The sequence below is a fragment of the Mycetocola sp. Y791 genome (assembly GCF_059445325.1).
The window spans coordinates 761038-786427 of the sequence record NZ_JCAIUC010000001.1 but is presented as its reverse complement, the minus strand read 5'-3'; the positions used below and the strand labels follow the sequence as shown (position 1 = coordinate 786427).

Annotated in this window: 25 protein-coding genes; 11 read left to right on the top strand and 14 right to left on the bottom strand. The window is 65.8% G+C overall.

The window, feature by feature from the left end:
- Positions 1-36: 36 nt before the first annotated feature.
- Positions 37-867 carry an aldo/keto reductase gene (locus tag AC1C2N_RS03630; RefSeq protein ID WP_495432911.1) on the bottom strand — a complete coding sequence of 277 codons (831 nt, stop codon included), beginning with the start codon at positions 865-867 and terminating at the stop codon, positions 37-39.
- A 144-nt stretch (positions 868-1011) separates the two neighbouring features.
- Between AC1C2N_RS03630 and AC1C2N_RS03625 the strand changes: the two genes are divergently transcribed.
- Positions 1012-3315: a hypothetical protein gene (locus tag AC1C2N_RS03625; protein ID WP_495432909.1), complete on the top strand. Its 2304-nt coding sequence runs from the start codon at positions 1012-1014 to the stop codon at positions 3313-3315.
- Positions 3316-3538: 223 nt separating this feature from the next.
- Here AC1C2N_RS03625 and AC1C2N_RS03620 read toward each other — a convergent pair whose 3' ends face one another.
- The 3 genes from AC1C2N_RS03620 to AC1C2N_RS03610 form a co-directional block, all read right to left on the bottom strand.
- Complete coding sequence (locus tag AC1C2N_RS03620) at positions 3539-4012, bottom strand: SIP domain-containing protein (RefSeq protein ID WP_495432908.1); 474 nt, start codon at positions 4010-4012, stop codon at positions 3539-3541.
- A 66-nt stretch (positions 4013-4078) separates the two neighbouring features.
- Entirely contained in the window at positions 4079-4663 is a 585-nt protein-coding gene (locus AC1C2N_RS03615) for a carboxymuconolactone decarboxylase family protein (protein ID WP_495432907.1), read from the bottom strand.
- Between the two features lie 126 nt (positions 4664-4789).
- The gene (locus tag AC1C2N_RS03610; protein WP_495432906.1) at positions 4790-6223 is read right to left on the bottom strand and encodes an amidase; all 1434 of its coding nucleotides are present in this window, start codon (positions 6221-6223) and stop codon (positions 4790-4792) included.
- 104 nt (positions 6224-6327) lie between these two features.
- Here AC1C2N_RS03610 and AC1C2N_RS03605 point away from each other — a divergent pair, with 104 nt between their 5' ends.
- Genes AC1C2N_RS03605 through AC1C2N_RS03595 form a run of 3 tightly spaced genes read left to right on the top strand, consistent with a single transcriptional unit; the run spans position 6328 to position 8416 of the window.
- A complete protein-coding gene (locus AC1C2N_RS03605) occupies positions 6328-6690 on the top strand; it encodes a GntR family transcriptional regulator (RefSeq protein ID WP_483405651.1) in 363 nt (120 codons plus the stop codon).
- Positions 6687-7601, top strand: coding sequence for an ABC transporter ATP-binding protein (locus tag AC1C2N_RS03600; protein ID WP_483405650.1), 915 nt, complete (start codon positions 6687-6689; stop codon positions 7599-7601). Before AC1C2N_RS03605 ends, AC1C2N_RS03600 begins: the two co-directional genes overlap by 4 nt.
- Complete coding sequence (locus AC1C2N_RS03595) at positions 7598-8416, top strand: hypothetical protein (protein ID WP_483405649.1); 819 nt, start codon at positions 7598-7600, stop codon at positions 8414-8416. The genes AC1C2N_RS03600 and AC1C2N_RS03595 overlap by 4 nt, the downstream gene beginning before the upstream one ends.
- 687 nt (positions 8417-9103) lie before the next feature.
- On the opposite strand, the gene AC1C2N_RS03590 is transcribed toward AC1C2N_RS03595, so the two are convergent.
- From AC1C2N_RS03590 to AC1C2N_RS03570, 5 genes are all read right to left on the bottom strand, one after another.
- Positions 9104-9472, bottom strand: a complete 369-nt coding sequence (locus AC1C2N_RS03590) for a hypothetical protein (protein WP_495432905.1) — start codon at positions 9470-9472, stop codon at positions 9104-9106.
- 7 nt (positions 9473-9479) lie between these two features.
- Complete coding sequence (locus AC1C2N_RS03585; RefSeq protein WP_495432904.1) at positions 9480-10058, bottom strand: GNAT family N-acetyltransferase; 579 nt, start codon at positions 10056-10058, stop codon at positions 9480-9482.
- Positions 10059-10163: 105 nt separating this feature from the next.
- Positions 10164-10868, bottom strand: coding sequence for a uracil-DNA glycosylase (locus AC1C2N_RS03580; RefSeq protein ID WP_495432903.1), 705 nt, complete (start codon positions 10866-10868; stop codon positions 10164-10166).
- Positions 10865-11590 (bottom strand): type 1 glutamine amidotransferase family protein, encoded by a 726-nt coding sequence (locus AC1C2N_RS03575; protein WP_483405645.1) that lies wholly within the window; start codon positions 11588-11590, stop codon positions 10865-10867. The genes AC1C2N_RS03580 and AC1C2N_RS03575 overlap by 4 nt, the downstream gene beginning before the upstream one ends.
- Before the next feature lie 9 nt (positions 11591-11599).
- The gene (locus tag AC1C2N_RS03570; protein ID WP_483405644.1) at positions 11600-12115 is read right to left on the bottom strand and encodes a phosphoribosyltransferase; all 516 of its coding nucleotides are present in this window, start codon (positions 12113-12115) and stop codon (positions 11600-11602) included.
- Between the two features lie 56 nt (positions 12116-12171).
- On the opposite strand from AC1C2N_RS03570, the gene AC1C2N_RS03565 reads away from it, so the two are divergent.
- Positions 12172-13464 carry a GNAT family N-acetyltransferase gene (locus AC1C2N_RS03565; protein ID WP_483405643.1) on the top strand — a complete coding sequence of 431 codons (1293 nt, stop codon included), beginning with the start codon at positions 12172-12174 and terminating at the stop codon, positions 13462-13464.
- Here AC1C2N_RS03565 and AC1C2N_RS03560 read toward each other — a convergent pair.
- Together AC1C2N_RS03560 and AC1C2N_RS03555 are read right to left on the bottom strand one after the other, a co-directional pair.
- Positions 13461-14207: a phosphotransferase gene (locus AC1C2N_RS03560; RefSeq protein ID WP_483405642.1), complete on the bottom strand. Its 747-nt coding sequence runs from the start codon at positions 14205-14207 to the stop codon at positions 13461-13463. The two genes, AC1C2N_RS03565 and AC1C2N_RS03560, sit on opposite strands and share 4 nt — an antisense overlap.
- Positions 14208-14237: 30 nt before the next feature.
- The gene (locus tag AC1C2N_RS03555) at positions 14238-15017 is read right to left on the bottom strand and encodes an SDR family NAD(P)-dependent oxidoreductase (protein WP_483405641.1); all 780 of its coding nucleotides are present in this window, start codon (positions 15015-15017) and stop codon (positions 14238-14240) included.
- A gap of 206 nt (positions 15018-15223) precedes the next feature.
- On the opposite strand from AC1C2N_RS03555, the gene AC1C2N_RS03550 reads away from it, so the two are divergent.
- The 6 genes from AC1C2N_RS03550 (at position 15224) to AC1C2N_RS03525 (ending at position 22015) form a co-directional block, all read left to right on the top strand.
- Positions 15224-16546, top strand: a complete 1323-nt coding sequence (locus AC1C2N_RS03550; RefSeq protein WP_483405640.1) for a bifunctional o-acetylhomoserine/o-acetylserine sulfhydrylase — start codon at positions 15224-15226, stop codon at positions 16544-16546.
- A gap of 122 nt (positions 16547-16668) precedes the next feature.
- Complete coding sequence (locus AC1C2N_RS03545; protein ID WP_495432902.1) at positions 16669-17565, top strand: oxygenase MpaB family protein; 897 nt, start codon at positions 16669-16671, stop codon at positions 17563-17565.
- A 63-nt stretch (positions 17566-17628) separates the two neighbouring features.
- Positions 17629-18843, top strand: coding sequence for a homoserine O-acetyltransferase MetX (gene metX, locus AC1C2N_RS03540; protein ID WP_495432901.1), 1215 nt, complete (start codon positions 17629-17631; stop codon positions 18841-18843).
- 127 nt (positions 18844-18970) lie between these two features.
- Positions 18971-20167 (top strand): sensor histidine kinase, encoded by a 1197-nt coding sequence (locus tag AC1C2N_RS03535; RefSeq protein WP_495432900.1) that lies wholly within the window; start codon positions 18971-18973, stop codon positions 20165-20167.
- The gene (locus AC1C2N_RS03530; protein ID WP_483405636.1) at positions 20164-21339 is read left to right on the top strand and encodes a hypothetical protein; all 1176 of its coding nucleotides are present in this window, start codon (positions 20164-20166) and stop codon (positions 21337-21339) included. Before AC1C2N_RS03535 ends, AC1C2N_RS03530 begins: the two co-directional genes overlap by 4 nt.
- A gap of 28 nt (positions 21340-21367) precedes the next feature.
- Entirely contained in the window at positions 21368-22015 is a 648-nt protein-coding gene (locus AC1C2N_RS03525) for a response regulator transcription factor (protein ID WP_108390437.1), read from the top strand.
- Between the two features lie 63 nt (positions 22016-22078).
- Here AC1C2N_RS03525 and AC1C2N_RS03520 read toward each other — a convergent pair whose 3' ends face one another.
- The 3 genes from AC1C2N_RS03520 to AC1C2N_RS03510 all read right to left on the bottom strand — a co-directional run bounded on the left by AC1C2N_RS03520 (position 22079) and on the right by AC1C2N_RS03510 (position 25380).
- Positions 22079-22393 (bottom strand): thiamine-binding protein, encoded by a 315-nt coding sequence (locus tag AC1C2N_RS03520; RefSeq protein ID WP_495432898.1) that lies wholly within the window; start codon positions 22391-22393, stop codon positions 22079-22081.
- A gap of 18 nt (positions 22394-22411) precedes the next feature.
- Complete coding sequence (locus AC1C2N_RS03515; RefSeq protein WP_495432897.1) at positions 22412-23689, bottom strand: glycosyltransferase 87 family protein; 1278 nt, start codon at positions 23687-23689, stop codon at positions 22412-22414.
- Positions 23690-23841: 152 nt separating this feature from the next.
- A complete protein-coding gene (locus AC1C2N_RS03510; protein WP_495432896.1) occupies positions 23842-25380 on the bottom strand; it encodes a ferredoxin--NADP reductase in 1539 nt (512 codons plus the stop codon).
- Between the last annotated feature and the right edge of the window lie 10 nt (positions 25381-25390).

Sequence of the window (25390 nt, the reverse complement as noted above, 5' to 3'; positions counted from 1 at the left end):
TGGCGGGTGGGTCGCCTGAGGTTGTTGTCGCGCGCGTCAGTCCAGGTCGTCGGGGTCGCGACCGGTGCGCTCGCCCGACTCGAGGGTCGCGATGCTCGCGAGGTCTTCGCCGTCGAGTTCGAAGCCGAACAGCTCGATGTTTTCGGCTATCCGCTCGGGAGTGACAGACTTCGGAATGACGACGTTTCCGAGTTGCACGTGCCACCGAAGCACGACCTGCGCGGCAGTGACGCCGTGCTTGTCGGCGATGGCGTCGAGGGTCGGGTTCCCGATCACGCGACCGCGCGCGAGCGGCGACCATGCCTCGGTGAGGATGCCGTGGGCCGCGTTGAATTCACGCGTCGCCTGCTGCGGGAGCCACGGATGCAGCTCGATCTGGTTGACCGCGGGGACGACATCCGTTTCTGCGAAGAGCCGCTCCAGGTGGTGCGGGTGGAAATTGCTGACGCCGATGGACCGAACCCGGCCGTCGGCCTGGAGGCGCTCGAGTGCGCGCCAGGTGTCCACGTAGCGGTCCTGGGTCGGCGCGGGCCAATGGATGAGGTAGAGGTCGAGGACGTCCAGTCCGAGCAGGCTCATGCTGGTGTCGAACGCCCGGAGTGTTTCGTCGAAGCCCTGGTCGGTGTTCCAGACCTTGGTGGTGACGAAGATCTCATCGCGGGCAATTCCCGAGCGGCGAACGCCCTCCCCCACCTCGGCTTCGTTGGCGTAGAGAGTGGCGGTATCGATGTGCCGATAGCCGTCTTCAATGGCGGTCACGACGGCATCCGCTGTTCGTTCACGAGGAACCTTGTACACCCCGAAGCCCACCTGGGGGATGCGGCGGCCATCATTGAGCGTGAGGGCGGGGACTGTGCGGGGATCCATGGGTCCATTATGGTCGCGCCGGTGGGAGGGTGGGCAGTGGAGTGAGATTCTGCGGGGAGCCTTTTGTTCTATTTTTGTCGGTCTTGATTTGAAATATCTTCGAACGTATCTTCCAATTTGGCGGATCGCTTGGTAAAATTGAGCATGGTTCAGATCTCGGGGCAGGTTCGCCAGGTCGCACTCGACGTGTGCGATCGAATCGCTTCGCTTGAGGCCACTCTCACGCCTCGGTCGGTTAGTGCGGTGTCTGACGCTGGCCCTTCCGGTGTCCCCCGCTCGGCGTTGACTGGTGCTGCGCTGCCCGGTACGGCGCTACCCAATACGGCGCTGCCCGGTACGGCGCCATCGAACGATGATTCCCTGACCGCCGCTGCCCGCCGGTCAGGTTGCGATGAACCCGCACCATTGTCGATCCTCATTGACCGGGCCAGCGACGCCGAACTCCAGGATCTTCTGCGTGATGCGTCACGGTTGCGGTCCGAGGCGGATGCCGTGGTCGCCGCGACCGCCGGGGTGGTCGCGAAGCGTTCCGCTCGTGAGCTCGGTTACTCCGGGTTGGCCAAACGTAACGGCGATCACAATGCCGTCGACATGGTGCAACGACTGACCGGATCCACCCGGGTTGAAGCGGTCCGCCAGGTGAAGCTCGGTGAAGCGATGGGCGAGGCGGATGCCGCCACCCATCCGATCGGCAGCGGCGGCTCGGGCGATGGCCTTTTCGATGGCCTCGGTGGGCTTGATGGCGGCCCGGGCACAGGTGACGGCATCGACGGCGGACGAGATGGTTCCGTCGGTCGCGATGGTGTGGACGCAGGGCCCGCGGCCACGCGACCGGCACCCGAGGTGCCGTGGCATGAGCCCCTCACCCGTGCGGTCCGCGACCGGATCCTCAAGCCTGAAGCGGTCACGATCATCATGCGAGGCCTGGGTGAACCCAACGAACGGGTCAGCGCCGACGACCTCCGGATCTCGGCGGAACAGATCCTCACCGACGCCGTCGGCACCAACGCCGACGAGCTCGGCCGGCGGGCCCGGTTCCTCCGTGACCAGATCGACCCGGTTGGCGTCCGACTCCGCTGGGATCAACACTTCGAGAACCGCAAATGGCGCTTCTCCCGCTCCGCCGACGGCGTGAGGACCGCGTGGGTCGAGTTCGACGACGAATCAGCGGCATACATCGACCAACTCGTCGGCGCTGGAATGCGACCCCGCCGTGGCGGCCCCCGCATGATCGACCCCGCCGACGCCGAACGCGCGCAGCGTCTCATCGACGACCCCCGCAGCAACGACCAGCTCGTGTTCGACCTCCTGATGGCGACCCTCAAAGCCGGTGCCGAAGCCGACCCGAACACAGCATTCGGCAACCGCCAGCCCGGAGTCCGGATCGTGATCACCCAGGACCAACTCGACACCCGCGACGCCGACGGCCACCTCACCGGCACCGGATTCAACGAAGACACCGGAGAAGCCATCCCCGGCAACATCATCGAGCGACACATCTGTACCACCGGCACCCGCCCGGTCCTCGTCGACCAGAACAACAACCCCCTCGACGTCGGCCGCGAACAACGTCGCTTCACCACCAAGCAACGCATCGCCCTCGCCATCCGTGACGGCGGCTGCGTCTTCGAAGACTGCACGAGACCCCCGTCGTACACCGAAGCCCATCACATCAACGAATGGGCCGCCGACCACGGACTCACCAACATTGCCGACGGAATCCTCATGTGCCGCGAAGACCACATGCTCATCCACAACACCGGCTGGAAAATCATCCGCAACGGCACCACCTACTCCGCCATTCCACCCAAAACCCTCGACCCCGAGCAAAAAGCACGCCCCCTCCGCAGCCGTTCCGCCCTCAAACAACCCCCGCCCCGCGCACTCGAACAACGAAAACAACGCGCCATCGAGGCCGGGCAAGCGGCGAGTAATGACGGCAGCGCAGACGACAGTGTGAGCGCCACGGGAGGTGCGGGACACACGGGAGGCACGGCCGACCGGATCAGCTCGAACCGGAGCGTCGGTGCTTCGCCGCCACCACCGACCCCATCACCACCGCCCCCATCACCACCGCCATCAACCCCGTCGGCATCGGCATCGGCATCGGCATCGGCATCGGCATCGGCATCGGCATCGGCATCGCCATCGCCATCGCCATCGCCATCGCCATCGCCATCGCCATCGCCATCGCCATCGCCAGAGTCTGCCCAGTCCAAGACACCATCGGTTGCCACGTCGCCCCAGCCTCGCGAACGACCACCGATTCCACCCATTCCACCGGCGGCACCATCCCGGCAGGCACCGGGATCACCTGCGGGGCCCATGTCTCCTTCGGGCTCGTCGCGGCCCGCGAACCGAGACCGAACGGCTGATCAATCCCAATCCCCACGCCGCCGCGAATCGAGTCAACGGGCTATGGAGACCTGGTATGTGCCACCGGACTAGACCAATCGTCGGCCGCAGCCATCGACCGAACGCGCTCGAGGCTCTGACCCAGAGCAGGCCAAGCCGAGCAAGCCACGCCGGATTGGAGCAGACGTGACCAAAGCAGACGGACCAAAGCAGACGGACCGGACCAGACAAAAGCGGACGGCCAGAACCCACTCCACTCCGACGCAGACCGGCAGGACCGGGCCGGACCGGACCGGACCGGACCGGACCGGGGATGTTAGCGCGAAACGCCCAGGCGGTACGCGGGTGGCGTCTGAATCACGTCGGCCGCAACACCAAGAGAGGTCGTAAGGTACTCGTGAGCTTCCGCAACACCGCGATAGTGGCCACCGAGCCAAATCTGCGCCTCTTCGGGATCGCTGCACAGCATCTCGCCAGCCCACGCCCGAACGGCCCGCGAAAAGGCCTCACCCTGAGCACAACCGGCGCCAGATCCGGGAACACCCGAACGACGCGACCGGGGCAACCACGTCACTGTCATCCGCGGCGGAACATCCAGCGAACCGATCTGATCTTCGGATTCGACCTCAACGAACACCCGACCGGTTGCACACAGCGGAAGAGTCGACAGGACCGCCTCAAGCTCGGGAAGGGACGATTCGTCACCGGCAATCAGAAACTGAACACGGTGCTTATGGTTCGATTCGTTCACCTTGTGACCGGCGTGGTCGGTGCGGCGCTGTACTGTCATGTCCCTCTCAGTATAGGCAAGCCTTACCTTAACCACCAGACAGTGCAGCGCCTCCCCAGCCGGTTCTCAGTGGGCTCCGGCGTGAGTGTCGGGCCCTCCGGCCTGACTCCGTTCCGGAGCGGGTTGGGTTGCGGGTGCTTCGCGGGGATTGTCGGGTGAACCAGAGTGAGCCGAGCCCGCCGATTCGGCAGACACCGGATCGACGAGGTAACGACTCGTCACTGCAATTCGGTTGAACGCATTGATCGACACGATCACCCAGGAGAGTGCAGCAAATTCCTTCTCGGAAAACACAGCTCTCGCTGCTTCGTACACCTCATCGGGAACATGACCATCCGAAATCAGCGTCATCGCTTCGCACAGGGCAAGCCCAGCACGCTCACGCTCGGAATACAGGCCAGCCTCCCGCCAGGCGGAAAGAACGGTGAGCCGTTCGGTCGTCTCACCGAGCGCGAGGGCCTTCTTCGTGTGCACCCGAAGGCAATACGCACACCCCGTGATTTGGGATGCGCGCATCTGCACGAGTTCTGACAACAGCGGCTCGATCCCATTGTCCCGAGCGACCTGGCCCACCTCCGTGGACAGCGCCGCCAGCTTTTCGTACACAGACGGAAACGTCTTGGAGAGGTGAACCCGCGCAGCTTTAGTCATCTGTCCATCATGATGCAGGAACGCTGGAGTGTCACAAATGTCACACAAACACCTACCCGCAGCCGTAGGAGCTGCGCACCGCACGTTCCGGCCACGGAGTGCACAAGCGAAGGCGTGGCCAGCGGCTCACCGGTTCGCGAAAGCTGGACTCCGGTGCTGCCACCGGATCCGGCGCTCCAACTGGGCTCCGATCGACAGCAGTGTCGCCTCACCGCCGGGCCGTCCGATCACCTGCACTCCCATCGGAAGCCCTTCACTGGTCTCCGAGATCGGAAGAGTAATCGCGGGCAACCCGGCTACATTGACGAATGACGTGAACGGCGAGTACTCCACCTGCTGCCAGAAGTTCTCGTCAGGATCCTCCAGATCATACGAACCAACCGGCCTCGGCAGCTGACCGAGCGCGGGCGAGATCACTGCATCAAACTGCGAGAACTGCGCAATGACCGAACGCTCGAATCCGCTCATGATCGACAACGTCTCCATCACCTCCCTGGCCCCGATCTGACGACCGCCGCGCACCAGCTCGGCCGTCACGGGCTCGAGCAACTCGAGACTGTCGTCGGACACCGGGATCGTCGCGGCCGAAATCTGCCACAGACGCCGGAACGCATCGGCGTAAACGCCACCGTGTGAAAGAACAACCTCTTCCATGCCGTGTCCGATGGACGACAATTGCGCCAGCGCAATATCGAGGGCTGCGGATGCCTCCGGCGCGATGACGATGTCCCTCGCGTCGTCAAACGGGCTGTTTCGAAGCACGCCGATATTGAATCTGCCCTCACCCCGCACCGCAGCACCGAGCAGATCACCGTCGTTGTCGTCGGGCGCCCGCAGGGTGAAATGGTGATCGATGCGGCCATTGCGACGCGCGATCATGGCGTCAAGCAGGAGCGCAGCATCCGCGACGCTGCGGGCGATCGGCCCCTTGACGGCCAGCCCGCCGACAGAATCGATACCGGAACCCGCCGGAACAAGACCGCGAGACGGCTTGATTCCGACCAGACCACAGGCCGCAGCGGGAATCCGAATGGACCCTCCCCCATCACTCCCCGGCGCAAAGGGCAGCAGCCGGGCAGACACCGCTGCAGCAGCCCCTCCGCTGGACCCGCCGGCACCGAGCGACAGGTCCCACGGGTTCCGTGCGGGCGGGGCAACACGGGACTCCGTGTAGCCGTACATGCCGAACTCCGGGGTATTCGTCTTGCCGAGACTGATCGCTCCCGCGTCGTCGAGCACCTCAACGATCTCGTCGGATCGGTGAGAGATAGTCCCCGTGAACGCCTTGGAGCCAAAGCCCGTTTGTACCCCGCGGCGCTGGGTCAGGTCTTTATCAGCGGTCGGCAGGCCCCACAGCGGACTGGTCCGTGACACGACAGACTCGAGGGTCTCTGCCCGCCGGATCGCGGCATCCGCTGTCACCGTAACGAACGCGCCCAGGTCGGGGTTGAGCCGCTCGATCCGTTCGAGGTAGTGATTCACCAGCTCGCGCGGTGAGAACTCCCCCCGCTGCAGGGCCAGCCACTGGTCGAGCGCACTCATTTCATGAAGTTCGGTCACCCAACGAGCTTAATCCGCCATTGTTCTCGAATTTGCTTGACAAACCGAAAGAAAGGATGTTGGTTAGTTAGTGAAGTAACTAACCGAGCAACCCCGGAGGCGCCGTGATCGACGAAGGCAAACCCATATTCGTGCAGATCGCGGAACAGATCGAAGACGACATCATCGCCGGCTCTCTTCCTGAGGAGAGCCAGGTGCCGTCGACGAACGAATTCGCCGCGTTCTATCGCATCAACCCAGCAACCGCCGGAAAGGGCGTCAACCGCCTCGTCGACGACGGAATTCTCTACAAAAAGAGAGGCATCGGCATGTTCGTAGCCGAGGGCGCCCGCGCCCGACTCATCCAGGTTCGAAAGGACCGTTTCCGCGATGAATTCGTACGACCCCTCATCGCCGAGGCAGCAAAACTCGGGATCGATCCCGACCAGCTCAGCGAAATGATCTCTACGGAAGGCGTCTCAGCATGACTCACACATCAGACTCTCGATCCGACGCTGTCGTCAGCGTGCGGAACCTCACCAAGCGATTCGGCAAGGTCACCGCGGTGAACAACGTCGACTTCGACATCACCCCCAACACGATCACCGGCCTCCTGGGCCGGAACGGAGCGGGAAAGACCACGATCATGCAGGTACTTACCGGACAGGAGTTCGCGACATCGGGCGACGTCCGCGTGTTCGGTGAGCCTCCCGCCGAGAACGCACGGGTGCTCAGCCGCATCTCGTTCATCAAGGAGAGCCAGCGCTACCCGGACGACTTCCAGGCGAAGCACGTGTTTGCGAGCGCGCCATGGTTCTTCGAGAACTGGGATGCCGAGTTCGCCGAACAGCTCGTCGAGGAGTTCCGACTCCCCGTCGACCGCCGCATCAAGAAACTCTCCCGCGGCCAGCTGTCTGCGGTTGGCGTCATCGTCGGCCTCGCGTCGCGCGCCCCGCTGACGTTCTTCGACGAGCCTTACCTGGGACTGGATGCTGTCGCTCGCCAGCTCTTCTACGACCGGCTTCTCGCGGACTACGCGGAGCACCCCCGCACCGTCGTGCTCTCCACTCACCTGATCGACGAGGTGGCGCAGCTCCTCGAGCACGTCCTCGTGATCGACCAGGGCTCGATCATCATCGACGAAGCCGCTGAGGCTCTCCGGGGTTCAGCGACAACCGTCGTCGGCATGCGGGGCGCCGTTGACGCGTTCGTCGCCGACCGCGAGGTCCTCTCCCGCGAGGGAATCGGGGGGCTGGCATCCGTCACCGTCGGCCCGCTCAGCGCCGACGACAGGCGAGAGGCCGCGAGCGCGGGCCTTGAACTCTCCCCTGTCTCTCTCCAACAACTCATCGTTCGACGCACCAACGTCACCGAGAAGGAATTCGAGATCCAATCATGACAACAGCATCCTCAACGCAAGGCACACAACGGACCCGACAGGTGGCCGGTACTCCCTCGAACCCGGTGACAGCGGGCAACCCCCAGCCCCTCAACCGGATCTGGAACGCCGCTCGGCTGAACCTCATCAACAAGTGGACGGTGTACTGGATCCCCCTGATGATCCTGGCGTTCATCTGGCTGATCAACATGCTGATCTGGTGGATCATCGCAGCGAACGTCACAGGCGGCGACCGGCAGGACGCCCTGGACGGCACGCAGTGGAGTGGCGCATCCTTCTACATCTTCGTGTACATGCTCGTCGTCGGCGCCCAGGCCATGAATATGACGTTCGCCTATGCGCTTGGACTCAGCCTCACCCGCCGCGAGTTCTACCTCGGCTCGACACTGGCGTTCCTCCTGCTCTCGGTGTCGTACGGCGTGATCCTCACAGTGCTCTCCTACGTGGAGGAATGGACGAACGGGTGGGGTTTCGGTGGCCACATGTTCACCTCGGTGTACTTCGGTTCGGGTGAGGTCTGGCAGCGACTCTTCGTGTTCACCGTCGCCATGATGTTCTTCGCCTTCATCGGCACGGTGAGCGGAACGATCTTCATGCGCTGGCGCACGAACGGGCTCCTGGTCGCAGGCGCGATCACCATCATCCTGATTGTCGGTGCTGTGGCACTGGTTACCCTGACGCAGACCTGGCACCTCGTCGGCGAATGGTTCGTCGCCTCAGGACCGCAGGGGGTCGTTGCCTGGTTGCTCGTACCGACGGTGCTCTCGGCACTCGCGGGATACTTCATCCTCAGCCGGGCGACCTCCCGCGGATAGGAACCGCACACGTCGAACGCACGGTGACCGCGGGCGTTCGGTGCAGGAACTCAGCACACAGGCCGGTGGGGCGACAGCTCCACCGGCCTTTGTCGCGTGTGAACCGCCGCCGCGCCCGGGCGACGGCGTACGTTCGCGTGTCACTTTCAGCGCGGCGAGTTCGACTGTCGCAAATGCACGGTTCGGCGACGTTGGCCGTGCACTCGCGACAGTCGAGCGCGGAAGCAGTTGAGTACCGCGGTTCAACTGTCGCAAATGCACGGTTTCGAGACTTTTGCCGTGCACTCGTGACAGTCGAACGCCGAAGCAGTTCACTACCGTCGTTCAACTGTCGCAAATGGCGGGTTTCAGCGTGTTTGCCGTGCACTCGCGACAGTCGAGCGCGGAAGTGGTTCAGTACCGTCGTTCAACCGTCGCAAATGCACGGTTCGGCGGCGTTTGCCCTGCACTCGTGACAGTCGAGCGAGGAAGCGGTTCAGTACCGCGGTTCAACTGTCGCAAATGCACGGTTCCGGGACATTTGCCGTGCACTCGTGACAGTCGGGCGCGGAAGCAGTTCGCTACCGTCGTACAACTGTCGCAAATGGCGGGTTTCAGCGCGTTTGCCGGGCACTCGTGACAGTCGAACGCCCAAGCAGTTCAGTGGGCGAGCCGCGGAGACGCAACGAGTCGGCGGGACACCCCGACTCAGCGCTCGAGCTCGGCAGCCAGCTCGGTCAGGAGTCGCCCGAAGGCGGCTGGCGAGTCCGCGAGCACCGCGCGTCCGGCCAGCGGCCCGGCCCAGTGCACCCTCGGCGCAACGTTGAGCAGCTCGTGCTCGATACGAGCGCCGTCATCGGATGCCATCACCCGGTATTCAGCCCGGTACCACCAGTTGCCCTGCACTGCGATGAAACGCGCGGCGCTGTCGACGGCGGGCGAGACTTCGGTCGAGCTCTCACGCAACCGCCGCTCGAGAGCCGCGAAGACGGCATCCGGGGCCGCATGGATCTCCCCGGCGTACGCACGAAGCGGCGTGCTCCTGGCCGGGCGCTCAAGTGGCGCAGATTCAGTCATCGCGCGCCTACTTCAGCGACTTCTGCAGCAAAACGGTGCCGAGCCAGCGCTCGAACTTGAACCCGACCCGCCCCATCCGGCCGATCTCCACGAACCCGAAGGACTCGTGCAGCGCGATCGAGCCCTCTGCGCCCTTGTCGCTGATCACGGCGAGAATTTCCTTCAGACCGGCCTTCTTCGAGCGCTCGATCAGTTCACCGAGCAGCACACGACCGAGTCCCTTGCCCGTCGACGCCGGGCCCAGGTAGATCGAGTTCTCGACGGTGAAGCGGTACGCCCGCTTGTCCTTCCACGGCGACACCAGCGCGTAGCCGAGGATCACCCCGTTCGGCGACTCGGCGACGATGAACGGCAGGCCGAGCTTCTGCAGCTGGGCGAACTTCGCCTTCCACTTCGCGAGCGACATCTTGTCTTCGTCGAAGGTCACGACACTGTTGGCGACGTAGTAGTTATAGATCTCGCGAATGTGCGGCAGGTCCTCCGGCCGCGCCTCGCGAATCGTGTAACTGAACGGCGTCTCTGGCTCGGGTTTTTTGCGCAGGTGCGGCGGCAATCGGCGTCGGGGCTGGTATTCCTCTTCAAGCACGGTTCAAGAGTAGATGACCCGTGTGTCGATCCCGTTTCGTCTTCCGGAATCATCTCTGCGGACCGGCATCTCTGCGGGCGACGGAGACTGCCGTCGGAGGGCGTCTCACCAGAGGGTCGTCGAGTCCAGCCGCCAGTCGATGGGCTCAGCGCCCTGCTCGACGAGCAGTTCGTTGGCCCGGGAGAACGGCCGTGAGCCGAAGAACCCGCGCGAGGCCGAGAGCGGGCTCGGGTGCACGCTCTCTATCCGTGGGGTCGTGCCGAGCAGGGGCGCGAGAGCCTGAGCGTCCTTTCCCCAGAGGATCGAGACGAGCGGCTTGTCCCTCGCCGCGATGGCACGGATGGCGCACTCCGTCACCGCCTCCCAGCCCTTCCGCCGGTGTGAGCCCGCCTCCCCCGGCGACACGGTGAGCACACGGTTCAGGAGCAGCACTCCGCGATCGGTCCACGGGCTCAGGTCGCCGGACTCGGCGGGCGCGATGCCCAGATCGTCGTTCAGCTCTCGGTAGATGTTGACGAGGCTTCGCGGAAGCGGCCTGACGTGCGGATCCGCAGCGAATGACAGGCCGATCGGATGCCCCGGTGACGGGTACGGATCCTGCCCGACGATGAGCACCCGGATGCCGTCGAGCGGCGACCGAAAAGCGCGCAGCACATTCTCCGGTGCGGGCAGAAATCCCCTGCCCGACTCCGTCTCAGCGTCAAGGAACGCAGAAAGGGCATTCAGCTCGGGCTGCACAGGCTCGAGCGCGCTCGCCCAGCCCGGATCGATCAGACCCTGGGCGGCGAGCTCGGTGAGGGTGAAATTCATCCAGCGGCGAGTGAGGAGACGCGGACACCACCGTCAGTGGACAGGACCTGCCACACGCTGCCGGCGCCGACGACGCGAAGAGCGCCCTCGCCGACGACAAAGGCTGTGTTCTCATCGATCGCGACGCCGCCGTCGACGAGGCCCGCTTCGGTTGCCGCGATGAGTCGCGACAGGTTGCCCCACTGCACGGCGTGCACGTCGACCGAGATATCGAGGAGGCCGATGCCGTTCTCAACGGTGACCTCATCCAGGTGTTCAGAACCCGCCTCGGGGCTGACCTCGACGCCACCGATCCGCCAGCCGCCGACGAGAGCACGCTCGGATGCGATCGAGGCCCCAGCGGAGAAGCCGAGGTACGGTACGCCGGATGCGACGAGCCGCCTGATTTCGCCAAAGATCGGCGTGAGGCTCGCGAGGTACGCGGGCGTCAACCCGCCGCCGACGATAATCCCGTGCACGCCGGCCAGTGCAGCGGGCGTCGCGGTCTCGCCGAACGCGAGTGAGGTGACCACAGGTTCGAACGCCCCGGCTGCTGACGCGGCATCGACCAGCTTCGCCGCGTGTGCATCACCGTCTTCATCGCGGACCACGATCACGGCGATGCGCGGCGCACCATCGAAGGACTCGGACTCCGCGCGTTCAGCAGCCTCCGCAACGAACAGGTCATAGACCGCGGAACTCTTCGATTCGGACCAACCGCCGCCAACCAGGTGCACACTCATACGTCGAGCCTACGGTGCGTCGGCGGTCACCGGCGGCAACGCCGACCACGGGAAGGTGATCCACCTGTCTGTCCTGCGCCAGACGAAGTCGGGTTCGAGGACCGTCCGGGGCTTGGAGTAGAGGGTCACCGTGCGCACCGTCGCGCCGTGCCCGCGCAACAGGTCGACCACCATCGCGAGCGTGCGACCGGAGTCAGAGACGTCGTCGACGAGCAGCACATTCTGGCCGAGGAGCGCGGGAGCATCGAGAAGCGGCGGCAGGAGCACGGGTTCCGGCAGTCGCTCGTCGACACCCGTATAGAACTCGACGTTGATGCTGCCGCAGTTCTTTGTGCCGAGGGCGTACGAGATCGACCCGGCAAGAAGCAGGCCACCGCGCGCAATGGCAACGACGATATCGGCGGTGAAACCCGAAGTGAGAATGGCCTTCGCCAGCTCGCGTGAGGCCGAACCGAACTCGTCCCAGCTGAGGACCTCGCGGTCTGGAACGGGGGCTGGGGAGCTGGTCTCGGCCGCGGGTGTCATGGGTTCACGGTACCCCTCCGGAACTCCTCCTCAGAACACCAAGGTACGGTTAAGCAGTGAGCAAACACGAGAAGGAATACGAACTCCACGTCTTCGGCGCGGCCGCACCGACCGACGACAACTTCGCCGAGACGGTGGGTTGGATCCAGATCGAGAACCAGGCGTTCCACTACCCCCGCATGACCGACGAGGCCGTCGCCAGGGCAGCCGTCCGCCTGAGGACGGACGACCAGGTCCTCACCGGTGCGTACCCGGTCACGCGCCGCGCGTCCTCGCTTCCGCCCGAATACCCCGTCGCCACCTTCGCCTCGTTCGAGAAGACCGTCAACGTCGGTGGCGGTCACCTCGTGCCCACTCACCTGATTTCGTCCGTCACCGTGCGTCCGACCCACCGCCGCAAGGGCCTCCTCCGCCGCATGATGACGGACAGCCTGACTCGCGCTCACGAAGCGGGAATGGCGATTGCCGCACTGACGGCAACCGAAGCCACCATCTACCGCCGGTTCGGGTTCGGTCCCGCCACCTGGGCCAACAACATCTCCGTCGCCACCGACGCGCGCTTCCGTCTGCTCACGACACCGACCGGAACCGCCGAGTGGGTCGACGCCCGCGATCTCATCGACATCGCCCCCGCCGTGTTCGACCGGTTCCACGCCAGCCAGACCGGCTCCGTCGGCAGGCACGCCGGCATCTGGGGTCGGATCTCGGGACAGGCCGACGAGGCGAAGGACGAAGACCGCGCGATCCGCGCGGCGCTGCACTACGACACCGATGGCGAGATCGACGGTTACGTCTCCTACCGGTTCGGCGGCAAGGGAACAGACGCGCGGTCGGTCGAGGTCCTCGACCTCGTCGCGGCCGACGACAACGCCTACCTGGGCCTCTGGTACTACCTCGCGTCGATCGAACTGTGCGACTCGGTGACCTGGCGGGCAGGTCGGCTCGACGACCCACTGTCCTGGGCACTCGCCGACCCGAGGGCGATCACCGTCACCGCCAACGAGGACTGGGTCTGGCTGCGTATCCTCGACCCGATCGCCGCGCTCGAGGCGCGCCCGTACGTCACCGACGGCGACATCGTCCTCCGCGTCATCGATGACCTCGGATTCGCCGACGGCGTGTTCCGGATCTCGGTAACGGATGCCACGGCGCGGGTGGAACGCGCGGATTCCGCGACCCCCGACATCGAGCTCGACGCGTGGGTGCTCAGCTCGCTCTACCTCGGCGGCGCCGATCCCGTTGTGCTGCGCGCCGCAGGACAGCTCATCGAGCACACCGACGGCGCGGCTCGGCGACTCAAGGGCCTGCTGGCATCAGACGGCCCGGTCTACGGCATCACGCACTTCTAGGCGGACGCCCGGAGAACCGACGCGAGGTATTCGGCGTCACGGTCGTAGGCGAGAGCCTCCGCCCTGAGTTCCGGTTTGAACAGTTCCTCCGCCTTCTCCCGCGACAATTCCGCCAGATCCCACAGCCGGGTCGCCGCAACGCGCAGAACATCGCGCCAGGTGGCATCCGACCCATACGCCTCGAGAATCAGCTCAACGCGTCGCCTGGCGTCGTCGGCACCGGGAGCGCCGGCGGGCGGATGCCGGGTGAGCGGGCAGGCGCGGGTGGCGAAATAGGCCAGGTCCCAGAGCCTGGGGCCCGGCGAGGCCTGGTCGAAGTCGATCGCACCCACGATTGAACCGTCGGTGGCGAAGGCGAGGTTGTGCGGCGCGAAGTCGTTGTGGCAGATCACCTCTGAGGGAATCTTCGTCGGCGACTGCCAGATTGCCGTGTCGACGCCGAATCCGATCGACGCGTCATGCAGTTGTCTGAGCTTCTTCGCGCCGTCGATGAGCACCGCATCGTCCCAGATCCAGGTGGGAAGCGGATAGACCGGCACATCCCCGTGGATGAAGCTCAACACCTCGTTGTCGTCATCGCACCGGATCGGCTGCGGCGCCCAGTCGATGCCGTTGCGCTCGAGGTAGCGAAGGTACCGGTGCACCGTCGGCGTCCACGGCCCCGCTGTTCTCCGAACCGTGTTCCCGATCCTGGTGACGGCATTCATGTTTCCGCCAGCGAGCGCGCCATCGGTATTCGTCATGCCGAAGAACCTACACGCGAGTCAGGCCGTTCAGCTCCGCTTCATCGCGAGTTCGCCACGGATCACCTTGTGCAGGGCTGCCTGGGCGACCGGCTTCACGACGATCGAGTCGATGTTGACGCGCGCGGGCAGTTCGACGGCGTGCACGATGGCCTCGGCGATGTCATCGGCAACGAGCGGGTCTGGCACGTCGTCGTAGACCGCGTCGGCGCGGGCCTGGTCACCGCCGAATCGCACGAGCGAGAACTCCTCGGTGTGCACCATGCCCGGAGCTACGTCGATGACGCGGATCGGCTCACCGGCGAGTTCCAGCCTGAGCACGGCGAAGAGCGCCCGCTCAGCGAACTTGGCGGCGTTGTACCCTCCGCCTCCCTCGTAAGCGATGAAACCGGCGACCGATGTAACGCCGACGATCGACGCGGCATCCGGAACTTCGACCGTGTCGCGCAGAACGGGAAGCAGCGCGGAAATCACTCGTTTGGTGCCGAGCACGTTGACGTCGAACATCCTTGCCCAGTCATCGGGGTCGCTGGCCTCGACGGAGTCCATGCCGAAAGCACCGCCGGCGTTGCAGACCAGGACATCAGCACCACCGGATGCCGCCACCTCGTCCCGCAGGCGGTCGACGTCGGCCTGCACCGTGACGTCGGCGACAACGACGTGGGCACCGGTTTCCGCGGCGAGCGCCTCCAGCCGGTCCCGACGGCGGGCGACGCCGACGACGTCCCAGCCACGGCTCGCGAACAGGCGAACTGTCGCCTCACCGATTCCTGAACTTGCCCCTGTCACCACTGCGCGTCTTCTCGTCATTGCTCCAGAGTAGCGGCGGGTCCACACGGGACCGGAGATCCGCTCGACCGCCGTGTTTTGGGGGCTCGACTACGCCGTGTCGCGGTGGGCCCGATTACGTCATGTTGCGGTGGGATTGTGTGCCTGCTGTCACGGTGCTTAGTCTCGAATGAGGGCCAAGCCCCAGCCCGCGTGTCCCCCGCCCCCTCACCCGAAAAGAGCTCATCATGGCCGATTCAGCTTCCTGGCAGTTCGAAACCAAGCAGATCCACTCGGGTGCTGCGCCCGACCCGACAACAAAGGCTCGCGCGACGCCGATCTACCAGACCACGAGCTATGTGTTCGACAGCGCAGACCACGCGAAGAACCTCTTCTCCCTCGCCGAGTTCGGCAACATCTACACCCGAATCCAGAACCCGACGCAGGCCGTCGTCGAAGAGCGGGTCGCCGCTCTCGAAGGGGGCAGCGGCGCCCTCCTTCTCGCGTCCGGCCAGGCCGCGTCGACGGCCTCGATCCTCAACATCGCCCAGGCGGGCGACCACATCGTCTCCTCGTCGTCGATCTACGGCGGTACGTACAACCTGTTCAAGTACACGCTCGCGAAGCTCGGCATCGAGACGACGTTCGTCGAGGACCAGGACGACGCTGACGAGTGGCACCGCGCCATCCGCCCGAACACGAAGCTGTTCTTCGCCGAAACGATCGGCAACCCACGCATCAACATCCTCGATATCGCGCTGGTGTCGAGCATCGCGCACGAGGCAGGCATCCCGCTCATCGTCGACAACACGATTGCGACGCCGTACCTGATCCGGCCGTTCGAGCACGGCGCGGACATCATCGTGCATTCGGCGACGAAGTTCCTCGGTGGCCACGGCACGGTGATCGGCGGCGTCATCGTCGATGGCGGCACGTTCGAGTGGTCGAAGAACGTGGAGAAGTTCCCCGGCCTCACCGAGCCGGACCCGTCTTACCACGGTGCAAGCTACACGACGGCTGTCGGTGATGGCCTCGCGTACATCATCAAGGCGCGCGTCCAGCTGCTCCGCGATCTCGGTGCGGCCATCGCCCCGGCGAGCGCCTGGCAGCTCATCCAGGGAATCGAAACCCTGTCCCTCCGGATCGAGCGTCACGTACAAAACGCGCAGGAAATCGCGGAGTGGCTCGACAGCCACCCGGACATCGCGAGCGTGAACTACTCGGGACTGCCGTCGAGCCCCTGGTACGCGGCGGCAAACAAGTACGCGCCGAAGGGTGTCGGAGCCGTGCTGAGCTTCGAGCTCAAGGGCGGCGTCGACGCCGGAAGTGAACTCGTCAACTCGCTGAGCCTGTTCTCCCATCTCGCCAACATCGGTGACGTTCGCTCTCTCGTTATCCACCCGGCGTCGACGACGCACTCCCAGCTCACCCCGGAGCAGCAGCTCACCACCGGGGTCACGCCCGGCCTCGTGCGCCTGTCGGTCGGCCTCGAGAACGTCGCTGACCTCAAGGCAGACCTCGAGCAGGGTCTCGCCGCTGCCCGAAAGGTCGTCGAGGCCGCGCGGGCGTAGCCGGGTCAGAAACCCCTGAGCGGATGCCGGGGCGCCGGACGATCGCCGCAACTGTCGATCGCCGGAGCTGCCGGCGACCGGACGGTCGGCGCGCTCCCAGCAGCCGGAGCTATCCTCGCCCGATGACGAGGCTGGCCGACGCGTGGAAGTCGCATCTCCTGAGCACACTCTCCGGCTCGAGCGAAGGTCGACCCGCCTGGGTGGACCGGCTCGAGGCCGGTGATGACGCCGGCTTCTTCGGTCCGGGCTCGGCGTCGTGGCTGGTGCACGGTGAACTCCCGACGATGGTCGCTGGCATCCGATCGCTCCTGATGCAGGCACTCCATCCGGGCGCGCTGGCCGGCGTGCACGACTGGTCGAGGTATCGGGAAGACCCGCTCGGCCGCCTGTCCGGCACTATCCGCTGGCTGATGACCGTCACCTTCGGTGACACGGCCACCGCCGTCACCGAGTCGCAGCGCGTTGGCCGGTTCCACGAACGCGTCACGGGAACGTACCTCGACGCGAACGGCGATGAGCGCGAGTACGCGGCCGGCGATCCGGAACTCCTCGACTGGGTGCACTCGGTCTTCACCGATTCGTTCCTGGCCTGCCAGCTTCTCTGGGGTTCAGCGATTCCCGGCGGCGCAGACGCCTATGTCAGCGAGTGGGCAAGGGCCGGCGAGCTCATCGGCGTCGAGCAGCCACCCCGATCGGCCGCTGAGCTGGAGGAACATCTGCACTCGGTGTATGCGGCAGGCACCCTGAAACATGACGAGCGAGTGGCCGAGATCGTGCACTTCATCCGCAATCCTCCGCTGTCACGAGGGGTCATTCCGGCCTACCGGGTGCTCTTCGCCGGCGCGGTGGCGTCGATCCCCCGCGAGTACCGTGAGCTCCTCGGTCTTCGTCGACCGCTGTGGCCCGCCGTCACGACCACCCGGGTGGTTCTCGGCGGCGTCCGACGCATTCTTGGCCGCCGGTCAACCTCCGAGGATGCCGCGCTTCGCAGAATCGCGCGAATCTCGGCATCCGTCTGAGCGAATCAAGCCGCCAGTCGTAACACGACGGCGGCCTGGACTCCGGTTGGGCACAATGGACGCATGGACTGGCAGACACCCGAAGACACGGTCCCGTCTCGCTTTATCACCGAGGCGGACACCAGGCACGTGCTCGGCAAGCCCCCGGCAACGGGAGCGTGGCGTGACGGCGACCCGCGTGGATTCCGCCTGTTCGCCGACCTCGGTCCGCTGGAGTTCGAGAGCGGACAGAGCCTGCCACACGTCCGCATCGCCTTCGAGACTTACGGCACCCTCTCCCCCGAGAAAGACAACGCGATTCTGATCGCCCACGCGCTCACCGGCGACAGCCACGTCATGGGCCCGGCCGGTCCCGGTCACCCCACGGCCGGCTGGTGGCAGGAGATCGTCGGGCCTGGACTCGCGATCGACACCGACGTCTGGTTCGTCGTCACTCCCAACATGCTCGGCGGTTGCCAGGGCTCGACCGGGCCAGCCTCCTTCTCGCCCGACGGGTTCGAATGGGCGTCACGGTTCCCGTTCACCACGATCCGCGATCAGGTCAGAGCGCAGGTTGCCCTCGCCGATTCGCTCGGCATTGAGCGCTGGGCGGCGGTCATCGGCGGCTCGATGGGCGGAATGCACGCGCTGGAGTGGGCCGTCGGCTTTCCGGAGCGGGTTGGCCGTCTCGCCGTCCTCGCCGCACCTCCCCTGACGACGGCAGACCAGATCGCGCTCAATTCGGTGCAGATCGAGGCGATCAAGACCGATCCTCTGTTCGCCGGCGGTGACTTCTACGACGCACGCGACGGTGAGGGTCCGCATCGGGGGCTCGCCCTCGCGAGACGGATGGCACTGCTCAACTACCGCAGCCCGACCGAACTCAACGACAGGTTCGAACGCAGCTGGCAGTCCCCGATCAGCCCCCTCGGTGACGGCGGCAAGTACGCGGTCGAGTCCTACATCGACTTCCACGGCAACAAGTTCACTCGCCGCTTCGACGCCAACAGCTACATCACGCTCGTCGAGGCGATGAACTCGCACGATGTCGGTCGCGACCGCGGCGGGATCGAGGAAGCCCTCGGTCGGGTGCGTGCCCCAACGCTCGTGCTTGGAATCGATTCTGACCGGCTATTCCCGGTCGAAGGCCAGGAACGCATCGCCGCGGGCATCCGCACCGGTATCGACGGAACCACCCCGGCGGTCATCGAATCCGAGTACGGGCACGACGGATTCCTGATCGAACACGTCGCCGTGAGCTTCCACCTCTCGCGCCTGCTGGAATCGCCTGCCGCCTGAGCGGCAGAACCGGCCGCGTCGACGTTCGCGAACACCGGGCTGGCAATATACTGCCGAACATGGCTGGCACCCTCGATGACGCGCAACCGCTCCTCCAGCGCCCGTTCGGTGCTTTCACGGGCGAAGGATGAGCCCGAAACGACTGAGTGCCGAAGAGCGGGATCGCTTCAGCTGGCAACTCGCGCGACTGCTGTACCGCACCACCAGGCTCTTCGGCCTCACGGGTACAGTCACCGCTCTGATCTGCCTGTCACTTCCCGGCGCCATGGAGTTTCCGAATTACCTGACCTGTGTGCTCCTTCTCGCTGCCCTGGCCGCCGCGCAAATCATCATGACCTACCGGCCCGACCCGCTCTGGATGATCCTCACCTACAGCATCGGGCTCTCCACCATCGCCGCGATCTACATCCCCGCAGACGGTCAGCTCAACATGGGAACGGGGAGCGCCATCTCGGCCATCGGCGCCTGGGGAATCGGGTCGATGGCCACGATCCTCGTTTCCACCTGGGGGCAGCTCGCCTGCCTTGCTCTCGCGTTCATCAGCACGATAGGAACCATCCTCGCCCTCAGCACCGGCGTGAACCCCCGCACTCTCCCGCTTCTCGTCTTCATCTCCGTCGGCTGGGGTGTTTCGACGATGTTCGGCCTGTGGCTCCGGTCCAGCTTCCCGCGCATCATGGCCCGCGTTGCGAGCATCGGCCGGGCACACAACGTGGAGCGCCGGGCCACCGAGACGGAAACCCAGCGGCACAGGGACGCCCGGTTGCTGCACGACACAGTACTCGCGACCCTCACGCTGCTCGCTCACTCCGGCGTCGGAGTTGCCCCCGAGGCGCTCAGGGCCCAGGCCGAATCCGACGGGGCCCTGCTCACCAGACTGCGCCTCGGCGAATCCCCCCAGCCCAAGTCGAGCGGTGAGTACACCCTGACCAACACCGCCGAACTCGCCCTCGGCGGCACCCTCGAGGCGCTCAAGAGACGGTTCGGCTCAATCGGGCTCGACATCAACTGGCACGGCTCTGGCCAGCTCGGTCTCCCCGGCACCAAACTCGAGGCTTTCGTCCTCGCGCTCAGTGAGTGCCTCGAGAACGTGCGACGGCACTCGGGACAAACGGTCGCCCACGTCACCCTCAGCGATGACGGTGAGGTTGTCCGCGGTGTCGTGACGGATGCCGGGGTCGGCTTCGATCCGCAGGCGGTCGAAGGCGGGCGGCTCGGTTTCGCCGAGTCCGTGGTCGCGCGGGTGCGCGACGCGGGCGGAAGCGTCCGTGTCTTCAGCGCTCCCGACGCCGGGACGACGGTCGTACTGGAGGTTCCCAAGTGACCAGAACTGCCCGCAGGCCGAACCGGACCGCCGCAGCGCGAGCCTCGCTCGGGACCCACCAGCTCGGCACGGGACTCGCGGTCGCCGGAGCGATGATCATCCTGAGCTGCCTGTGGCGCTTCTCGCTCCACGTGTCCGAATACCCGAACCTGCCCCTGAATGTCGCCGCCTGGCTGCTCCTCATCGGAGCGTCTGTTGCGACCATCATCGTGGTGCGCGCCAACGGTTTCATCCTCGGCAACTTCGCCTTTGTCATGCTCAGCATCGGGCTCGCCGCTGTCGTGGTGCTCGATCTGGCGGCTGTATGGGGCCTCAGCGACCTCGGGCTCTTCCCGACCGCCGCTATCGCGGTCGGCGGCGTGCTCCTCGGAATCGCCAGCATCCGTCCGGTTCGCGACCTGATTATCGTCACAACAGCACTCGCCGTGGCGCTTGCGGTGAACTATGCCGTGAATCCCGGGCCGGACACCCTCGCTCTCGGATCGGACATCCTGCTCTGGACCCTCGCGATCATGCCACCGCTCATTGGCGCGGCCATCGTGGGCTCGTACCGGCGAATGGTGATGATGACCCTTGACCGCGTGCTCATCCAGTCAACGGTTACAGCGCCCGCGTTCGGCGTGAGCATGCTCGAATCCGAGGAACTCGCGTCCATCGACCTCGAGATCGAGCGGCTCTTCGACGATATCGCGAGCGGCCGCGAGCCACTCCCGCTCGAGGACGAGCGTGCGGCCCGCGCCGGAGCGCTCGCCACCGAACTGCGACTCCACCTCATCGCTGGCCGGCGACACACCTGGCTGCACCACGCCATCAGCGAGTCCGATTTCCTGTCGGGGGCTGTCGACCTGCGCGACCCGGAATCGCTTGCCGGGCTGCTGAACCAGCGCCAGCGCGACGGCCTGCTGTCGGCACTCTGGCTGCTGATGTACGGGGAACAGCGCACGACGCGGGAAGCGATAGTGACCCTCGGTCCTGCGGCTGCCCAGGGCACGGATCGCTCGGGCGGTATCCGCTTCCCGATCCGGATTGAGGCGAAGGGGATGCGGCGCGTTGACGTGGAACCGGCCACATGGCAGCATCTTGGCCGTGCAGGACGGTATGTTGATAGCACTACGCCCGGCGCGCTGATGGTTGTCATAGAGTGCACCGTGGACAATCCGATTGACCACTAGGCCAACGGATGCTTAGAGGGGGAGACAGATGAGCAGTGCAGAGGCACCCATTCGGCTTGCGATCGTCGATGATCACAAAATGCTTCTTGGAGCGTTGACCGAGTGGATTCGCGGCGCAGCGGACGACATCACCATGGTCGCCGCCGTCCCAACCTGGCCGGAGCTGCTCACCCACCCCGAGTTCCCCGTCGATGTCGTGCTTCTCGACCTCGACCTCAAGGACAACATCCCCGTGTCGCTCAAGCTCTCGACGCTCAAGACGACGGGCGTGAAGACGGTGCTCATGAGCACGTACTCGGATCCCGCCGTCGTCCGCGAGGCACTGGCCTCCGGCGCGCTCGGGTACCTCGTGAAGACCGAAGACCCCTCGATGATCGTCGAGGCGATCCGGTCGGCGATGATCGGTGAGTCGTTCATCTCGCACGAGCTCGACATCGCGCTCAACGCCAATAAGAGCGGATCTCCCAAGCTCAGCGCCCAGGAGCGCAGGGTCATGGCGCTCTACGCCGCGGGCGAACCGGTGAAGAGCGTCGCCTACGAACTCGGTATCTCTGAGGAGACGGCGAAGAGCTACCTCAAGCGCATCCGCGAGAAGTACCGCGCGTCAGGCTTCGACGTCGGAACCAAGGTCGCGCTTCGCAAGCGCGCGATCCTCGACGGCATCATCCTCGACTGACCAGCACACGAACCGCTGCAGCGGTTCATTTCCGGTGCCCGGCCCCAAGGCCGGGTGACCGGGTCACTCCGACGCGTTTTCCTCGAGCGCGCGTTCCAGCCGCTCGACCTTGCCGGTGAGTTCACCGGTGTGCCCCGGGCGGATATCGGCCTTCAGCACGAGTGACACGCGCGGTCCGAACCGCGAGACGGCATCCGTCGCGCGCTTGATGACGTCGAAGACCTCGTCCCACTCCCCCTCGATCGTCGTGAACATCGAGTCAGTCGAGTTGGGCAGCCCGGACTCCCGCACGATCTTCACGGCCGCGGCGACGGCATCGTGCAGTGACGCATCGGGGTTGGTGCCGCCGGACGGTGCGACACTGAAGGCGACGAGCATGACTACTCCCTGGCTAGTTCAGCGGTGTGCGGTCTCGTTCTCCATGCTAACTCCGTCGGTTGCACCGGTGACAGGGCCTCTCGGCGGAACGCGTCGGCCCGCCCGAACAACGGCCGTGATCGCCCAGCCGAGCAGAACCGCGTAACCGAGGTTTCGCACCGTGAGGATCGCGACCAGAACCGGGTCAGCCCGAAGAAGGTGCCCGTAGAGGTAGGGGTAGACCAGATGCGTGAGCGCAGCGATGATCAGGGCGATGACCGCCGGAACGAGAAAGCGGCGCCCCCGCCAGACGACACCGAGCACGACGGGCGCGATCAGCCACGTCACGAACTGTGGCGACCCGACCTTGTTCACGAGCAGGAGCGTGACAACGAGCGCCAGCGCGAGCGGCGGCAGAACGCGGACCACCGGGGCGCCCCTCCTGACCGCCACGACGCCCGCGAACGCCACACCCGCCGCCACGACGGCGCTCAGGGGCGTCAGAACGGCTGCGACCGTGTCGACGTGCGGCCCAGTCACCTGGAAGGTGAGAATCTCGGTGCTGTAGTAGATGGCGCTCGACCCTGATCCCAGCGCCGCGAGCCAGAGATACCAGGATGCCGCGGGAGCTTCGATCTGCAACCCACGATCGGCCTGCTCGGTGACGAAACCGAAGAGGAACTCTGCCCCGCCGGCAGCGACAACGAGAAGTGCGATCACGGCACTCGTGGCCAGCCCGGCGGCGACGATGTCCCACCGGCGGCGCGACGCGATCACGATGGCCGCAATGATCGCCGCGGGCCACACCTTGATCCAGGTGGCGAGTGCCAGCAGGGTGCCGGCCATACGCGGATGCTTCGCCAGAACCAGGAGGGCGATGATCGCGAGCGGCACGGTGATCGAGTCGATGCGAGCGAGGGCGATCGGTCCGAGGGCTGCGGTGAACGCGATCCACCACCACGCCGCAGCGACGCGGCGCGGAGAGCTGTGACGCCCGAGCAGCACGGCGAGCGCGGCGGCATTGAGCACGGTCACGAGGGCAAGCCACGTGAGCCCGTAATTCCCTGGGCCCGCGGCCATCGCGGCGAACAGCGGCAGGAGCGCCGCAGCCGGGTACACCCACCGCTCGTCGATGCCCGGAATTCCGTCTCCGGCGAGCGCCTGCTCGACCCAGCGCTGGTACACGAGGGTCACGTCGCCCAGCGGGAGCCCGATCGCGTACGCGCCGATACCGGTGCCGGGCATGCCGAGGCAGATCCAGCCGAGGGTGACGTGCACGAGGACGAACGCGCCCCACACCCCGATCGACCTGCTCACCGCATCATCCTAGGCCGCGACACGCTCACACAGTCGCCAATGCACCCCGTGTAACGCTTCGAGTGACGGTTGGTGCGGGTGCCAGGCGAGCACACCCACAGCAGGGGTCACCCGAACGCGCGACACCGGGCGGCCAGGCACCCACCGGCGAGCTAGTACCCCGAGAAGTAATCCTTGTGAATGCGGCGCACTCCGAGGGCGCGGAGGATCGGCCGGATGCCGTCGACGAACGCGGGCGGCCCCGACACCCATGCCTCCCGCGACCCGGCGTCGGGAACGGCTGCGGCGAGGCGATCGCGATCGAGGCGGCCGGCCCCCAGATAGCTGACACCGTCGGCCAGACGGGCGGGAGGCTCCGGCGCGAGCACCAGAACGCGCACGCCCGACAGGTCGAGGCCGTCGAGAACAGCCAGCTCAGCGGCATCCGCGACGGTGTAAACGAGCACGATGTCGCGCCCGCTCCCACCGGCAGCGGCCAGCTGGCTCAGGAACGGTGTGACCCCGATACCGGCGCCGACAAGCAGCACCGGGCGTGCGGCATCCCGCGGCAGCAGGAAGTCACCCCAGATCCCGGTCGCCCGCACGCGGTCGCCAGGCTCGAGGTTGCCGAGCGCGGTCTTGAAACTGCTCGCGCTGTCCCGGTACGCGATCGATACGTCCTCGGATGCCGGCGGTGACGCGATGCTGAACACCCTCCGCTGCCCACGCGCATCGGCAGGGCGGTGCGGCACCTGCAACTCGAGGTACTGCCCTGGCTCGAATCTCACCGGCGCGGCCGGCCGGAACGTCATCTCGACGATCGACGGGCCGATCCGGCGACGCGACACCATTTCGAGGCGGATGCCGCGGCGCTGGGTCACGACGAAGGCGAGGACGTTACCGACGACAAGCGCGAGTTCAGGCGTCGAGTAGAGCGGTCCGATTGAGTACGGCAGGGCGAACAGCACTCCGACCACCGCCGCCTCGGCGAGCTGCTGCCAGCGCTTCGGCGGTAGGGTCAACGGTTCGCTCAGCATGAACCCGGCGAGAAAGACGACCGGATACGAGGTGAACGGCGTGAGCAGTGCCGCACCGACCGACATGCCACCCCCGACCAGCCCAGCGGCGATGACGCCAACGCTCACGCCGACAAAGACACCGGCCATCGCGAGGCGACGCGTGCGATACAGCACGAGGAACGCGGCGACGAGCACGACCGGGAGGAGAACCTGGCTTCCCGCCCACCACCACGACACGCCGAGTCCGGTTACCCCGACGACCACGGCGCCGAAAGCGGCCGGATTGACGATGTGCCTGCCCCGAACGGCGAGGAGGTACTTCGACAGCGTGGCTGCGAGCGCAGCGGCCGCAGTGGCGACGAGCTCACCGGGTTCGGTACTCGGGCGGAAGATGAAGAACAGCAGGAGGCCGGTGATGATCGCCGATTCGGCGTGCGGAACCACCCGGAACAGCCGGGCGACCACGGCGTTGGACAGGTAACTGACGCCGACAGCGACGAGGAGGCCGCACACCAGTTCCAGCGGGGTGAAGAAGAGCAGTCCGGTCGCGCTCAACAGCATGCTCACCCCGGCAAGCAGGACGAGGAGGACGACGACCTGCCGGTACGTCGTGACGCGGCCCAGCGCGGTGTCGAACGCGCCTCTCAGCGACGCAGCTCTCTTCGGCACATCTCTCACCGGAACATCTCGCATCGGGACACCT